This window comes from Segniliparus rotundus DSM 44985 (assembly GCF_000092825.1).
Taxonomy (GTDB): domain Bacteria; phylum Actinomycetota; class Actinomycetes; order Mycobacteriales; family Mycobacteriaceae; genus Segniliparus; species Segniliparus rotundus.
Map to the genome: position 1 here is coordinate 2,331,143 of NC_014168.1, position 14,963 is coordinate 2,346,105.

Genomic DNA, 14,963 nt, shown 5'->3' on the forward strand with positions numbered 1-14,963 from the left:
GCCTCCATATCTTCGATTTCGCCTACTCGATGTTCTGGCCGTGCTAGCCAGCCGAAAATTGACCGTACCTGCTCGGCCCGCGCGATTGTGGGAGGACCCCCCTGTTTTCGCGGGTCAACGTGTTTGCAGAGCTTCGACTTTTGCGGGGCAGCTCCGCTGCGTCTCGGCTAAATCGCAGCTCGGAGAAGGTTTTGTCACGCGCGTGAACAGTATCGGGTTATTCAGGCTCGCAGCGCGTTCTCCAGCGTGTCCACTGTTCGTGTCGTCGCCGCCCGCAACGCGCCGATCCCGGGGCCCGCCCGCAAAAGCGACCGGGAAGCCGCCACAAGAAGGCTGTCCCTGCCGACCGGGAAGCGCCGCGCGACATCCGTCTCGCTGGCCCCCTGCGCCCCGAAGCCGGGGGCGAGAATCACCCCGCCCAGCCCGGAGAGGTCCAGCCCGTGGTCGAACGTCGCGCCGACGACGACGCCGCCCGGTCCGATAGGCCGGGGGAAGCCGCCCGGTTGCGCAGAAGGGGACGACGCCCCTCGGTCCGCCTTGTTCCACTCGGCCACTTCATCGACCACCGACTGCGCCACCGACCGCCCATCGGGAAGCTTCGCGCGCTGCCCGGCGCGGGCCTCGGCGTTCGAAGTGGCCGCGAGCGCGATCACTCCCCGCCCGGACTCCCGCGCGGCGGCCACAGCGGGCCGCAGAGCCCCGGTGCCGAGGTAAGGGGACAACGTGACCGCGTCAGCGGTGAACGGGGCGCCTGGGGCAAGCCAGGCCCTCGTGTACGCCTGCAGGGTCGAGTCGATGTCGCCGCGTTTCGCGTCGGCGATCACCAAAGCCCCTGTTTTCGCCGCAGCGTCCAGACCGACCTGGAGCGCGGTGAGCCCTTCCGGCCCATGCGCCTCGAAGAAGGCCACCTGGAACTTGATCGCCGCGACCAGGTCGCCGAACGCGTCGACGCACTTCTGCGCGAAGGCGGCGAGCCCCGACGCGTCGTCCGGCAAGTTCCACTCGGCAAGCAGCTCCGGATGCGGATCGACTCCCGCGCACAGGCGCCCTCGTCTCGCGATGGCCTCCCGCGCCCGCTCGTTGAAGCTCGGCGGCATCAGGCGCGGTGCTCCCGGATGGAGGCATGCAGCTCCTGCAACGAACGGACCCCGATGTCGCCCGCGATCCGCGCCTCGACGCCCTGCACCGCGGCGCTCGCGCCCTGCGCTGTGGTCACACAAGGAATGTTGGCGACCACGGTCGCGCCTCGGATCTCATAGCCGTCGCTGCGCGGTCCGGAGTTGCCGCCGGGCGTGTTGATGACCATGGAGATCTCCCCCGCGCGGATTGCTTCGACAATCGAGACAGGCGCGTGCGGCGACGGCCCGCCGTCCTCGCCGCCGGCGGCCCGGCCTCTCGCCGCAAGCACCTCGGAGTGCTTGGCGACCACCTCGCAGTCGATGCCGTTGCGGCGCAGCATGTGCGCGGTGCCCTCGGTCGCGACAATCGAGAAACCGAGCGACGCGAGCCGGGACACGGCGAGCAAGAGCGAGCGTTTGTCCCGGTTGGCGACGGAAACGAACACTTTCCCAGAGGTCGGCAGCTCACCGTACGCGCCGGACTGGCTCTTCGCGTAGGCGCGTCCGAAATCGGCGTCGATGCCCATGACTTCGCCGGTGGACTTCATTTCCGGGGAGAGCAAGATGTCCAGCCCCTCGCCGCCCGGCTTGCGGAACCGGTTGAACGGCAGCACCGCCTCTTTGACCGCGACCGGGGCGGCGGCGTCGAAGTCCGCGCCGTCCCCGCGCTTGGGCAAAAGGCCTTCCTCGCGCAATTGCGCGATGCTGGTCCCGAGCATGATCCGCGCGGCGGACTGGGCGAGCGGCAACGCCATCGCCTTGGAGACGAACGGCGTGGTGCGGGAAGCACGCGGGTTCGCCTCCAACACATAAAGCTGGTCGTCCTTGAGGGCGAACTGCACATTCATCAGTCCCCGGACGCCAATGCCGAGCGCGAGCGCCTCCGTCTGGCGACGCACCTCCGCGATGCCGGAGCGGCCGAGCGTCACCGGGGGAAGGGCGCAGGCGGAGTCGCCGGAGTGAATGCCCGCCTCTTCGATGTGCTCCATGATCCCGCCGATGAACACCTCGGTCCCGTCGCAGAGCGCGTCGACGTCGATTTCGAGCGCGTCTTCGAGGAAACGGTCCACGAGCACCGGATGCGCGGGCGAGAGCTCGGTGGCGCGCTCGACGTAGCCGCGCAAGGAGTCCTCGTCGTAGACGATCTCCATGCCCCGCCCGCCCAGGACGAACGAAGGCCGCACCAACACGGGGTAGCCGATCTGGTCGGCCACCGCCTTGGCCCCGTCGACGCTGGTGGCGACGCCGAATTTGGGCGCGGTCAGGCCCAAGTCGCCGAGGAGCGCGCCGAACTGGCCCCGGTCCTCCGCGAGGGCGATGGCCTGCGGACCCGTGCCGACGATGGGCACCCCCGCCTCGGCCAGCGCTTCGGCGAGCCCGAGCGGAGTCTGTCCGCCGAGTTGCACGATCACCCCGGCGATGGTCCCCGACTCGCTCTCGGCCCGGTACACCTCCAGGACGTCCTCAAAGGTGAGGGGTTCGAAGTAGAGCCGGTCCGCGGTGTCGTAGTCGGTGGAGACGGTCTCCGGGTTGCAGTTCACCATCACCGTCTCGTAGCCGGCAGCCGACAGCGCCCGCGCGGCGTGCACGCAGGAGCAGTCGAACTCCACGCCCTGGCCGATCCGGTTGGGGCCGGAGCCGAGGATGAGGACCTTGGGCCGCTCGCGCTGCGGGGCGACTTCGCTCTCCGCCGAGGGGTCCAGCTCGTACGCCGAGTAGTGGTACGGGGTCTTGGCCTCGAACTCCGCGGCGCAGGTGTCCACCGTCTTGAACACAGGCCGCACCGCGAGACGCTGGCGCAAACGCCGCACGCCGGACTCGCCGGCGAGCTCCGGCCGAAGCGCGGCGATCTGACGGTCGGAGAGGCCGGAGCGCTTCGCGCGGCGCAAAAGCTCCACGCCGAGCACCGGGGCCGATTCGAGTTCGCGGCGCAGTTCGACGAGGCCTTTGATCTCGGCGAGGAACCACGGGTCCACCCCGGAGGCCTTCGCGACCTGCTCGACGCTCGCGCCGAGGCGCAGCGCCTCCTCCATCTGGTAGAGCCGCCCCTCGGTCGGGACGCGCAGGGAGTCCAACAGCTCCTGCACGGTCTTGCCGGAGTCCGGCACGGTCCAGAAACCGACCGCTTTGGTCTCCAAGGAGCGCATGACCTTGCCGAGCGCTTCGACGAAGTTGCGGCCGATGGCCATCGCCTCGCCGACGGATTTCATCGTGGTGGTGAGCGTCGCGTCCGCGCCGGGGAATTTCTCGAAGGCGAAACGAGGAGCCTTGACGACGACGTAGTCCAACGTCGGCTCGAAACAGGCGGGGGTCTCGCCGGTGATGTCGTTGACGATCTCGTCCAGGGTGTAGCCGATGGCGAGCTTGGCCGCGATCTTCGCGATGGGGAAGCCGGTGGCCTTGGAGGCAAGCGCCGAGGAGCGCGACACCCTCGGGTTCATCTCGATGACGATGATCCGCCCGTTCTGCGGGTTCACCGCGAACTGAATATTGCAGCCGCCGGTCGCGACGCCCACCTCGCGAAGGATGTCGATCCCGAGGTCCCGCATCCGCTGGAACTCGCGGTCGGTCAGCGTCATCGCGGGCGCGACGGTGACCGAGTCGCCGGTGTGCACGCCGAGCGGGTCGAGGTTCTCGATGGAGCAGACGACGACCACGTTGTCCTTGCCGTCGCGCATCAGCTCGAGCTCGTACTCTTTCCAGCCGTAGATGGACTCTTCGATGAGCACGTTCGCGGTGGGGGACGCGCTGAGCCCGGCCCCTGCGATCAGTTCGAGGTCTTCCGGAGTCCGGGCGAGGCCGGAGCCGAGGCCGCCCATGGTGAAGCTGGGGCGCACCACGACTGGCAGACCCAGCTCGGCGACGGTTTCGTGGACCTCGGCCATGCTGTGGCAGACGCGCGATCGGGCGGACTCGCCGCCGATTTTCGCGACGATGTCTTTAAAACGCTGCCGGTCCTCGCCGCGCCGGATGGCCTCCACATCGGCGCCGATGAGCTCCACGCCGTATTTTTCGAGGACCCCGTTCTCATGCAGCGCGATCGCGGTGTTGAGCGCGGTCTGGCCGCCGAGGGTGGCCAGGAGCGCGTCGGGGCGTTCGCGGGCGATGACCTTCTCCACGAACTCGGGGGTGATCGGCTCGATGTAAGTGGCGTCCGCGAACTCAGGGTCGGTCATGATGGTCGCCGGGTTCGAGTTCACGAGCGAGACGCGCACCCCCTCGGCCCGCAGAACCCGGCACGCCTGGGTGCCGGAGTAGTCGAACTCGCAGGCCTGTCCGATGACGATGGGGCCGGAGCCGATAACAAGGACATGCCCCAGATCAGTGCGACGTGGCATCAGCGCACCCCCCACGGCATCTGGGGCGCGAGAGCGCCCGCGGGTGCGGCCGATGGCGTCGGGCCGGAGCCGATGACAAGACGGCGTTCACAAAAACCGGGTTTCAGGTCAGCACGGCGTCGCACGCTGAGACCTCCTTCTCCGCCTCTCTGGACGGTCCGTTAAAGGATGTCGAACGGTCTGAGTCTAGCAGCAGCCGGGGCGGGGCGCGCACGGCCTTGCGGGATGTGCTACTCTCGAAGAGGTTTAATTCTTTGTGACTAGCTCGCGAGGTTTTTTTACGCGAGCTTTTGTTCGTAATCTCTTCTGATAGAACTTCTGCACTTGCGGCCCGGGCCGGAACACCTGCCCGTATCCAAAAAACGCAAGGAAAATTATGTCTCTCGGCACTGTCAAATGGTTCAACGAGGAAAAAGGCTTCGGCTTCATCGCCCCCGAGGACGGCAGCAAGGATCTGTTCGTCCATTTCACCGGGATCGTGGAGAACGGCGGCTTCCGCACCCTTCACGAAGGGCAGCGCGTGCAGTTCGAGGCCGAGGCCGGCCAGCGCGGCCCGCAAGCAGTCTCCGTGGTCGCAGTCTGAACGGCTCCTCGCCGCAACCAGCGAAGAGCACAGTGGGATTGTTCTCCCACACGGAGCTGACGCAGGAAACGTACGACGCTCCTGTGTCCGTCACCCCCGTTCTCTTCATCGCGCCAAGCGATCGCTGAACCACTGACAGTGCGGCCTCGGTGTCCGCAACCCCCGTTGCGGACACCGAGGCCGCACTGCTTTTATCCCAGCGCGAGCAGGCTGACCGCCCCGGCGGCGAGGACAAGGCCGACGTGCTGGACCCGAGCCACCCGTTCACGCAGCACCAGCCAGGCGAGCAACACTGTGCAGGCCGGATAGAGCGCGACGATCACCGTGGTGATCGAGAGCTCCCCCGCGCGGGAGCCGAGCAGGAAAAACATATTCGCCATCTCGTCGAGCAATCCTGCCGCTAAGGAGGGGAGCACGGCGAAGGGGCGGGATTTGATCCTCGGCCACGCGAGAGCGGCAGCGACGAGCAAGACGAAGCTCGACACAGCCCTGCCAACGACCATCGGCGCGAGACCGCTGTCATGCGGAGCCTGATGCAGCGCCAAAAACTGCCCCGCGGCCGCGAGACCAGCGCCAGAAGCCAGCAGGAGCCCTTGCGCGCTCGGGAGAACGCCTTCCGATTCGCCGCCTCGGGCGACCAGGATGACGGCAACAAGCGCCAGAGCCATGCCGATCCCCGATCTCGGCGTGAGCGATTCGCCAAAAACAACACCCGCGATGACCGGTATCGCCGCAGCAGTCAGCGCGCTGATCGGCGAAAGGACCGACATCGGGCCGACTGCCATGCTCAGATAGAACAGCGGGAACGCCGCAACAGACGCCAGCCCGCCCACAGCGCCCCACACAACAGCGCCGCCGCTGAAGTCGGCGCCGAGAAGCGGCGTCAACAGGAACGCCATCGCGAGGCTCGCCGGAGCGCTGAGCATGACCACCCGCAACACATGGGAACGCCGCGAAGCCATGCCGCCCGCGAAGTCGGCGACGCCATAGCTGACAGCGCCCGCGAGCGCGAGGAGAATGGGGAGCACCGAAAAAGTCTAGGCCCCGCGCAGGGCGCAGGACCGCCAGCCGCCGAACCCGGTGATGTCCTTGGCGTGGGCGGCGGCCCAGACAGCTGTCAGGCCTCCGCGTTCGCGCCGGACGAACTGCCAGTTCAGCCAGCGCATGGCAGCGCGCACGCCGGATCTTCATGACGGCGGCGCCGGACGCATTGGATGCAGTATCCGGGCCACGAAGGGAATGAGCAGCCTGCGAGGGGCCAGTGCCGCGAGCCGCGCCGCCCACGAGTTCGCAATCCCGGACACGACATAGGGCGGAGTCGACCGGCGATCAAGGGCGCGCATGCCTGTGGCCGCGACTTGCTTGGCCGTCTGCATCCGCCCGGCCACCGCCGCGCCCTCGCCGATGACCTCGAAGAATTCGGTCTGCGTGGGGCCTGGGGCGAGCGCGAACACCTTGACGTCATGCTGTTTGGCTTCGTACCACAGCGACTGAGAAAAACTTTGAACGAATGCCTTCGCCGCCGAGTAGACAGCAAGCGAGGGAACCGGCTGAAACGCGGTGGTGCTGGAGACGTTGACGATGGCTCCCTGCCCCCGCTCGACCATTGCCGGCAGAAACGCATTGCACATATCCACCACGGCCCGGACGTCCACGGCGATCACGCGAGCGAACTCCTCGCCACTGCCGCTCACAAACGGGCCTTGCGTGGCGAAGCCGGCGTTGTTGACCACGAGGTCGAAATCCCCAACGAGCCGCTGGCGCAGGGCTGCCCCCGCCCGGTCGACCGACAGGTCGAACGCAACCGTCTCGCAGGTGATCCCGTGTGCCGTTCTCAGCTCGCGCGCAACGCGCTCAAGCCTCTCCTCGCGCCGCGCGACCAGAACGAGATCCGAGCCGCGCGCGGCCAATTCCCACGCGAATGCCATCCCGATGCCCGAACTGGCGCCGGTGACGAGCGACCGTGACGGTCGAAAAGACATCGCACTCCTATTCCTGTGGCATTCCGTTGCCGGACGAACAATGCGGCAGGTTGATGGCCGCAGAGTCACGTCAAGCGTGGGTCAAGTCAAGCTTTGTCGGGCGCGGGCGCGCCTGGTCTGTGCTGCAAAATCCTGGTGCGGGCGTTGCACTTCAGTCCAAACGTGGTTCCGGTGTCCACGGAACCGCCTCCCGAGTTCCTGTGAGCGTGAGGGCGGCCTGAAGCTGCGCGCGTCGCCTGCCGATCAGCCTGCGGCGCAGTTGCTTTGCGCGGGACCGCGACCTCTTCCTCCAGATCGGGGATGCGCCTGCTCGCCGTCGCCAGTTCCTTGGAGTCCTCGCTGGACCGGCCCGGTTTCACGCCGGTGGCCACCACCTCGCGCGAACGCCACTGACGCGAGCGCCACGTGCGGAGGGCAGCCGGGATCAGCCCCAGCAGCTCGGCGGCCTCGACCACTGCGCGGCCCGAGGCCGCCAGATCCCGAGCCCCGCGGCGGAACTCGGGCGGATAAGGCTTCAGCAGAGCAATGCTCCTCTCGACGGCGACCGATGCGGGAGCGCCCTAGCCAGATCCGCGCCCGGAAAACCGGGGCGCAGATCTTGAAATCCGAGGGCCGGGCCTCACGCGGCGCACCATCGGACACCGGAACCACGTTTGGACTGAAGTGCAACGCCCGCACCAGGATTTTGCAGCACAGACCAGGCGCGCCCGCGCCCGACAAAGCTTGACTGAACGCATGGTTCATTGCCGAGGAGGACACGTGACAACGACACCGCCCTGCGGCGCCTCAAACGCACCGCCGCGCCGGAACCGATCTCGTCCGCCTTCGGAATCGTCGTCAGGATGGCGATCATGATCTTGGTCACCAGCGCCGCAGGCGGCGTCGGACGACCGCTGGTCCGCAGCCTCCGCGAACGCGGGTTCGACGTGCGCGCATTCGTCAAGAACGACGCCCAGGCCCAACTGGCGCGCAGCGACGGGGCCGCCGAGATCGTGGTGGGCGACCTGCGAAACCGCGCGGATCTGGAGAAGGCGTTGAGCGGCGCGAAACGGGTGTACCACGCCGCTCCGACACAACTCATCGATGAGGTCCCGGTTGCCCGAGCCCTCATCGAGATATGCGCGGGCGGCGGTGTCGAGCACATCTGCTTCCACTCGGTGATCCATCCTGACATAGACGCCTTGGTCCATCACCATCAGAAGCTTTTGGCCGAAAGACTGTTGCGCGATTCGGGGCTGCCGGTGGCTGTTCTGCGCCCGTCTCACTACATGCAGAATTATCTGGAGTTCTGGGAGTTCATCCTGGCGGGCCTCATGCCCTACCCAGTGTCACCGACCAGCGTGATGGGCATGGTCGACGTCGAAGATGTCGCCGAGGCGGCCGCAGCGGTGCTGAGCGCGCCCGATGAGCACGTGGGCAAGACCTACGATCTCTCGGCGCAGGCGCTCGACCGCGACGAGATGGCACAGATCTGGAGCCGCGTGCTCGGACACCGGGTCACCGCTCTTCGGCTGCCGCCCAACGCTGTCGACAACCCGCTCGCCGCCGCGCCGGCGCTCGGAGCCGCCGTCGTCCGGTCGCTGCGCAACACCAAGCTCAACGCGGTGCCCCACCTGGTCCGCGGCGTCCTTGCATCGTCAAATGCGCGGGGTATCCGAAGCTGGCCGCCCGAAGCGCGCAGCGCCTACGTCAGGATGATGACGTACTACGATGCCAACGGCCTGCCTGTCGGCGAAATGGCTGACCTGCCGAAGCTTCTGGGCCGCAAGCCCACGAGCTACGAGAACTTCGCGAGACGTGTCGCAGTGTCACGAGGGGTGAGCCGCTGAGGCGGCCTCTTGCGGAATGGTCGTCGCACAGCGCTCTTCGAACTCTGCGATCCGCGAGCGGTCGATCCTTCCCCGAGCTTGAAGAGAAGTTCGCCGCAGTGGTGCATCTGGCCCGTGACCGCACTGACGGAAATCCGAGGAGGCGTCATCACAGAGGGCGATCTCGCGCCGCCCAGAGCATCCAACAAGCCGTCAAACAACCAGCCAGAACAAGCTGGCGATGGCTTCTCGAACGAACCTCGCCAAGGGTATGCGCCTATCCGCAGCGCGCGGGAAAACCTATACCCTGGTGTCGGGGCGTGGGGTTTATGGATGACGGCAACACAGGAGCATGGGGTGCTCGCTCCATCTTGGAGCATGTGCTGGAAGCCTGTAGGGCCGCCAGGTTCGAGCACGTCAGCCAGCGCTTTTCTTGCAAATGGCGCTCTACCCGTCCTTCTGGCGGGCCTGGGGTGGGCGCGGGAAGGTCAGCGAGTTCCCGAGGGGTTCGACATCGGCGTTGGGCACGTCCACGACCAGGGTGAGCGAAGTGTCCTCATTCGGGGCCGAGGTTGTTCTTGTTCGATCCGCAGCCGCCCAGGAGCACGACCGCCCCGGACAGGACCCCCGTCGCGGCGCCGAAAAGCAGCGCCCGCGAGCGCGAGGAGACGGGGGAGCGCCGAAAAAGTCTAGGCCCCGCGCAGGGTGTAGGACCGCCAGCCGCCGAACTCTGTGATGTCCTTGGCCTGCGCGGCGGCCTGCGCCTCGCAACTGAACCCGACCGCGCGGGAGCCGTCCTCCAACTCCACCGAGCCGAGCAGCATCGGCGCGGGCAGATCGGCGAGGAAACGGCCAAGCGCGGCCTCGGAGAGCAGCCACGCCTCCCCCTCGACCGATACGCCAGCCTCACCGGGAAGCGCCCGGACCAGTCCCGGCTTCGGGGGCACTGTGTCGAGCGCGCGCAAGCGGTACGCGGGGGCAGTTCGAACCGGGCCGAGCCAGCGCGCGCCCAAATCCACGAGCTGGTGCTCCAACGGCATGCCCCGCAGATGGGCTCCGACGACCACAAGCTTTTCGCCCAAGGGAACCCACGGCACGACGGGCGGCTCTTCGCCGAGGACGCGGGCTGCGACATCGAGCGCCACAGCGTCCTCGAAGGCCCGAGCCAGCACGGTCACCCCGAACTGGTCCTCGCCCACCTCGCCGGATGGCACAGAAACGGCGCACAGGTCGAAGAGGTTGCAGAAGTTCGTGTACGTGCCCATGCGCGAATTGATCGCGATCGGATCGGCGAGCACATCAGCGATGGTCGGATGCGTGGTGGTCGTCGGGACCAGGAGCACGTCCGCGTCGCCGAGCAACTCGAAGGCCCGCTCACGCAGCTCGGCGACCCGGTCGCGGTCGGCGAGCAAGCTCGTCGCCGAAGCCGAGCCCGCCGAGCGGACGATAGAGCCGACGGTCTGGTCGACCTCGTCGGGGTGCTCGTCCACGAACGCGCCGACCGCATGATGGCGCTCGACCACCAACGCGCCTTCGTAGAGGAGCTTGGCGGCGTCGAGGAACGGAGCGAGATCGATCCGCCGCACCCGGTCCTGCGGGAGACGCAGGGCGACTGCCTCGAACGCCTCGGCCCACGCGGGGTCCATCGCGACCAGTTGCTCCGGCACTGCGATGATCGCGTCCTGCGGGGCGGCAAGCCTCGGCCGCGCGGCCCAGGGCCGGCCTGCGGCTTTCGCCATCGCCTCCATCGCGAGGTTCGCGAGGCGGAGGTCCGGGGCGAAGACCGTCACGCAGTCATACGAGGCGCAGGCAGGCACCACGCCCTTCGCCGACACAACGCCGTAGGTCGGCTTGATCCCGACAATCCCCTGCAACGCCGCAGGCACCCGGCCCGAACCCGCTGTGTCCGTGCCGATCGCGATATCAGCGAAACCGAGCGCCACCGCGACCGCCGATCCCGAGGAGGAACCGCCGGAAATCCGGTCCAGGCGACGAGAGTCCCGCACGGCGCCGTAAGGGCTGCGGACGCCGACGAGGCCGGTGGCGAACTGGTCGAGGTTCGTCTTGCCGATCACCGTCGCACCCGCCGCGGTGAGCGCGGCCACCGCCGGCGCGTCGGCGTTCGGCGTGTACGCGTAGGCGGGGCAGGCCGCCGTCGTCGGCAGTCCGGCCACGTCCACATTGTCCTTGACCGCGAGCAAAAGACCTGCGAGCGGGCCTCGCGCCGCGTCGAACTCGGCTTGGACTTCCGCCTGAGGGCGCAGGTGGATGAACACCTCCGGCCGGTCCTGCTCGGCAATCTTCTGATACGCCTCCTGAACCCGGTCATAAGCAACTGGTCGGCTCATCGGACTCGCCGCGCTTTCTTCTGTGTTGGGGCTGTCTGCTGCGCTGGGGCGAATTCGTCCGCCGCGGCCCATGCCGCCCGCTCGACGTCCATGGCCTCGCGCTGCGCGCTGCGGAACGCCGCGATGGAGTCCGCGTTCTCCGTGAGAAACGCGCGGTGCTCCGCGAGCGAGAAACTCCCCTCCGCGACCCGGACGCCGCCGTCGCCCTTACCATCGGCAAGCCCAGCGCGCAGCTCGGCGAGCTCCTCCGTGGACACGGGGTACCAGTGGATCCGGTCGAAGCACCGCAACAGCCACGGCAAGCCGTCATGGAAAGCGCCGACCTTGTGCGGATGACGATGGTTCCACATCTGCACCGTGCGGCCGACGAATTGGTAACCGCCGGGGCCCTCCATCCCGTAGACGCAGAGATAGGCTCCGCCGATCCCCACGGCGTTCTCCGGGGTCCAGGTCCGCGCCGGGTTGTACTTCGTCGTGACGAGCCGGTGGCGGGGATCGACCGGCGTCGCGACCGGAGCCCCGAGGTACACGTCGCCGAGCCCGAGGACAAGGTAGGAGGCCTCGAAGACAGTCCTGCGGACGTCCTCGACGCTGCCGAGGCCGTTCATTCGGCGAATGAATTCGATGTTCCACGGCAGCCACGGCGCGTCCGCTCGGACGCCGTTGCTGTAACGGCGCGTGGCCTCCCGAGTGGCGGGGTCGTCCCAGGAGAGCGGCAACTCGACCCGGTTGGAGGGGACCACGAGGTCCTCCGTCTTCGGCAGCTCCGCCTCCACTTCGCGCAAGAGGCCCAAAAGGCGGCTCGCGGGCAGCACGGCGGGATCGACATGCGCCTGCACCGACCGAACGCCCGGAGTGACGTCCACAAGCCCGTTCGGCCGCAGTTCGAGGAGCCGTTCTGTCAGCGCATGCGCCCTTGCCCGAAGCTCGAGCTCGAGCGCCATCGGACCGTACTCGACCAGGATGTTGTCGTCGCCGGAGCGCCGGTACGTGACCGGCGGGTCGCCGTCGGCGCGCAGGATCACTCCCCCGTCCTTGTCGCCGCCCGCAGAGGACACGAACGACCACTGCCCCCGGCGTTCGGCCTCAAGGGAGACCAGCGGCGCCGCTTGGGACACCCGCACCGGCACGAAACGAACGGTGTCGCCAGGACGCAGCTGCCCCAGTTTCCACCGCTCGGCGGACACCACTGTCAGCGGGCAGACGAACCCGCCCAGACTTGGCCCATCAGGGCCCAGCAGGATCGGGGTGTCGCCGGTGAAGTCGAGCGCGCCGACGGAATACGCGTTGTCGTGGATGTTCGACGGGTGCAGCCCGGCCTCGCCGCCGTCAGGCCTCGCCCATTGCGGTTTCGGCCCGATCAGCCGGACGCCGGTGCGGTCCGAGTTGAAATGCACTTCGTAGTCGGTCTCGTACAACGTGGCGATGTCCGCTTCGGTGAAGAACTCGCCATCGCCGTGCGGACCGATGGCGGCGGCGAGCTCCCAGCGGTGCGTGATCGCCGGTTCGAGCTCCCTGGGGACGTAGACGAACGCACGGCCTGTCGGCTCGCCGAGCGGTATCTCGTCGCCCGCCGACAAGGCCCGGCCGGCGTGGCCGCCGAATTTGCCCAGGGTGAACGTCGCTTTGCTGCCGAGGTAGTCGGGCACGTCGAACCCGCCCGAGACGAGCACGTAGACCCGCAAACCCGTGTCTCGCACACGCCCCACCGACAGGACGGAGCCCGAGGGCACGAGCACCGGCTCCCACATGGGGGCTTCTTTGCCGTCCACCGCGACCGGCGCTGCCGCGCCCGTCACGCAGACATGCGTGGCGCGGGAGAAGCGCAGCGAGGGGCCGGCCATCACCGACTCGAGCCCCGCCGCGCCCTCGGGATTGCCAAGGGCCCGATTGCCCAGCCGGAAAGACAAGTCGTCCATCGGTCCGGACGGCGGCACGCCGACCGACCAGTAGCCGGTCCGGCCAGGCCAGTCCTGCACCGTGGTCAGCGTGCCGGGAAGCACCACTGTCGCGCTGGTCCCCGTCATAACCTCATGCTCCGTGAGTACGGCTCTGTGACGATCATCCGCACCGGAGTCGGGTCGAACCCGTTGCAGGGGTTGTTCATCTGCGGGCAGTTCGAGACGAGGACCAGCACGTCCGTCTCGGCGATGAGCGCGATCCGCTTGCCGGGGGCGGAGAGCCCGTCCACGATGCCGAGCGTGCCGTCCTCTTCCACCGGGACGTTCATGTAGAAGTTGATGTTCGGCACGAGGTCGCGTTTGCCCAGACCCCATTTCGCGCCTTCGATCAGGAAGTTCTCGACGCAGGCGTGCTGGTGTTTGGTGTGGTGTCCGTAGCGCAGGGTGTTGGACTCCTGCGAGCAGGCTCCGCCGATGGTGTCGTGGTTGCCGACCTCGTCGGCGACGATGGTCATGAGCGCGCTGGCGTCCTCGGCGCGGAGCACCGAGCCGGTGGTCAAGAAGAGCTGCCTCTGGCTCGCGATGGTCACCGGGGCCGAGTAGCGCACGCTCGTGTCGTGGGCGTGGTACACAAGGGTGTCCACGGATTGGTTGCCGCGCAGGTCGACGATGGTGAGGACGTGCCCCTTCTTGACGACGGAGCTCCACGGGGCTCGGGCTGGGACGGTCTGGTCGAGCACGACGTCGCCGGGGACGACGGCGAGCTCTTTCGCGGAGGCGGTCATCGTCGGGCTCCTTCTGTGTTCGCCGCGTTCCATAAGGCCTCGGTGTTGAGGAGCGCGCGTTGGTATTCGGGGTCGGTGTTCGGCAGATCGGCCAGCTCGGCCTCGGCTTCCCAGGCGAGCAGCTGGGCGGCCCCGACCGTGTACTCGGGCGCGGGGTCGAGAGGATGTGCCGCATTGGCGGCCAAAACCACCATCGGCAAGTGCAACAAGAGGTCGACGTGCCGCGCAGGCCCGGCGGAACCGGTGCTCACCAGCTCTCCGCCAGGCAGGGCGCGCACCCCGTGGAAGAAAGAGAGCGAGGGCGGGAGGTCCCTCGGGCCGAGCCCGTGCTTCGCCGCGGCGAGAAGGAAAAGCTCCCTGGCTGCTGGGCTCGACGAATGCGCCTCGCCCGCCCCGTATTTCTCAGTGTTGCCCACGAGCGTCGACGCGCCGCACAGCGTGTCGTGGTGGCCGGAGGTGTCGGCGACGACAGTGGCGAGGACGCGGCCCTGGTCGGAGAGCAGGGGATGCCCGGAGCCGAGGTACGCCTGCCACGGCACTTTGCGCGTGTCGGCGACGTTGAGCCGTTCCCACGGCGCATCGGCGCGGTGCAGCAAGAGATGCACGCACGCCGTGCCGTCGACGTCGATGAAGCGAAGCCGGGTGCCTCGGGCGAAGACGTTGTTCGTGTAACGGCCGCCGGGGACAGTCTCGGCCCAGACGAGTTTGTCGACAGGGACGTCGGACGGCGCCCACGGCCAACGGCTCGCGGGAAGGACAGGCATCGAATCGGTGACGTCGCCCGCTTGGGCGCGGGCGTGGGCCTTGGCGCCTTCGGTGCTGCTCGTGGCGAAAGAGGTATGGGAGGACAAATGCATCACGCTCCTGAGAAGTTGTCCAGTGATGGATCATTTCTCCGCGAGCCTGATGCCTCATCCGCGTCCCAATCAGGAAAGCGGGAGGTCTTACTCCTCAGCGCGAGCCCCGGCGGGCAGCTGGCGGTTGCCTTGTTCCGAAACATAGCAACAAAACCCGACTGCCGCAATCCCTCGAATCGAGTTATTAACACGATGGAGATTTCCATGGCAAAAACGGAGGTTTCACTGGTGCTCGTCCATCCC

The 14,963-nt window shown here is 67.7% G+C and carries 11 protein-coding genes; 2 read left to right on the forward strand and 9 right to left on the reverse strand.

All coding sequences use genetic code 11. The features are described from left to right. Nucleotides 1–221 precede the first annotated feature (221 nt). Together pyrF and carB are read right to left on the reverse strand one after the other, a co-directional pair. On the reverse strand, nt 222–1,097 hold the full coding sequence (gene pyrF, locus SROT_RS11500; protein WP_013139198.1) for an orotidine-5'-phosphate decarboxylase: 876 nt from the start codon (nt 1,095–1,097) through the stop codon (nt 222–224). Continuing rightward, nucleotides 1,097–4,456, reverse strand: a complete 3,360-nt coding sequence (carB, locus tag SROT_RS11505) for a carbamoyl-phosphate synthase large subunit (RefSeq protein WP_013139199.1) — start codon at nt 4,454–4,456, stop codon at nt 1,097–1,099. The genes pyrF and carB overlap by 1 nt, the downstream gene beginning before the upstream one ends. 376 nt (nt 4,457–4,832) lie before the next feature. On the opposite strand from carB, the gene SROT_RS11510 reads away from it, so the two are divergent. Next, the gene (locus tag SROT_RS11510) at nt 4,833–5,039 is read left to right on the forward strand and encodes a cold-shock protein (protein ID WP_013139200.1); all 207 of its coding nucleotides are present in this window, start codon (nt 4,833–4,835) and stop codon (nt 5,037–5,039) included. A gap of 191 nt (nt 5,040–5,230) precedes the next feature. Here the strand turns inward: SROT_RS11510 and SROT_RS11515 are convergent, their stop codons facing one another. From SROT_RS11515 to SROT_RS11520, 3 genes are read right to left on the reverse strand one after another with little or no spacing between them, the layout of a single operon-like run. After that, the gene (locus tag SROT_RS11515) at nt 5,231–6,067 is read right to left on the reverse strand and encodes a DMT family transporter (protein WP_013139201.1); all 837 of its coding nucleotides are present in this window, start codon (nt 6,065–6,067) and stop codon (nt 5,231–5,233) included. A 9-nt stretch (nt 6,068–6,076) separates the two neighbouring features. Then, a complete protein-coding gene (locus SROT_RS16775) occupies nt 6,077–6,217 on the reverse strand; it encodes a hypothetical protein (RefSeq protein ID WP_187288031.1) in 141 nt (46 codons plus the stop codon). 9 nt (nt 6,218–6,226) lie between these two features. Next, nucleotides 6,227–7,021 (reverse strand): SDR family NAD(P)-dependent oxidoreductase, encoded by a 795-nt coding sequence (locus tag SROT_RS11520; protein WP_013139203.1) that lies wholly within the window; start codon nt 7,019–7,021, stop codon nt 6,227–6,229. 851 nt (nt 7,022–7,872) lie between these two features. Between SROT_RS11520 and SROT_RS11530 the strand changes: the two genes are divergently transcribed. Continuing rightward, on the forward strand, nt 7,873–8,850 hold the full coding sequence (locus SROT_RS11530) for an NmrA family NAD(P)-binding protein (RefSeq protein WP_013139204.1): 978 nt from the start codon (nt 7,873–7,875) through the stop codon (nt 8,848–8,850). 668 nt (nt 8,851–9,518) lie between these two features. Here SROT_RS11530 and atzF read toward each other — a convergent pair. From atzF to SROT_RS11550, 4 genes are read right to left on the reverse strand one after another with little or no spacing between them, the layout of a single operon-like run. Continuing rightward, nucleotides 9,519–11,177: an allophanate hydrolase gene (gene atzF / locus SROT_RS11535; RefSeq protein WP_013139206.1), complete on the reverse strand. Its 1,659-nt coding sequence runs from the start codon at nt 11,175–11,177 to the stop codon at nt 9,519–9,521. Next, complete coding sequence (locus tag SROT_RS11540) at nt 11,174–13,204, reverse strand: 5-oxoprolinase/urea amidolyase family protein (RefSeq protein WP_013139207.1); 2,031 nt, start codon at nt 13,202–13,204, stop codon at nt 11,174–11,176. The genes atzF and SROT_RS11540 overlap by 4 nt, the downstream gene beginning before the upstream one ends. Continuing rightward, nucleotides 13,201–13,863: an urea amidolyase associated protein UAAP2 gene (locus SROT_RS11545; protein WP_013139208.1), complete on the reverse strand. Its 663-nt coding sequence runs from the start codon at nt 13,861–13,863 to the stop codon at nt 13,201–13,203. Before SROT_RS11545 ends, SROT_RS11540 begins: the two co-directional genes overlap by 4 nt. Further along, on the reverse strand, nt 13,860–14,720 hold the full coding sequence (locus SROT_RS11550; RefSeq protein WP_013139209.1) for an urea amidolyase associated protein UAAP1: 861 nt from the start codon (nt 14,718–14,720) through the stop codon (nt 13,860–13,862). Before SROT_RS11550 ends, SROT_RS11545 begins: the two co-directional genes overlap by 4 nt. Nucleotides 14,721–14,963: the final 243 nt, after the last annotated feature.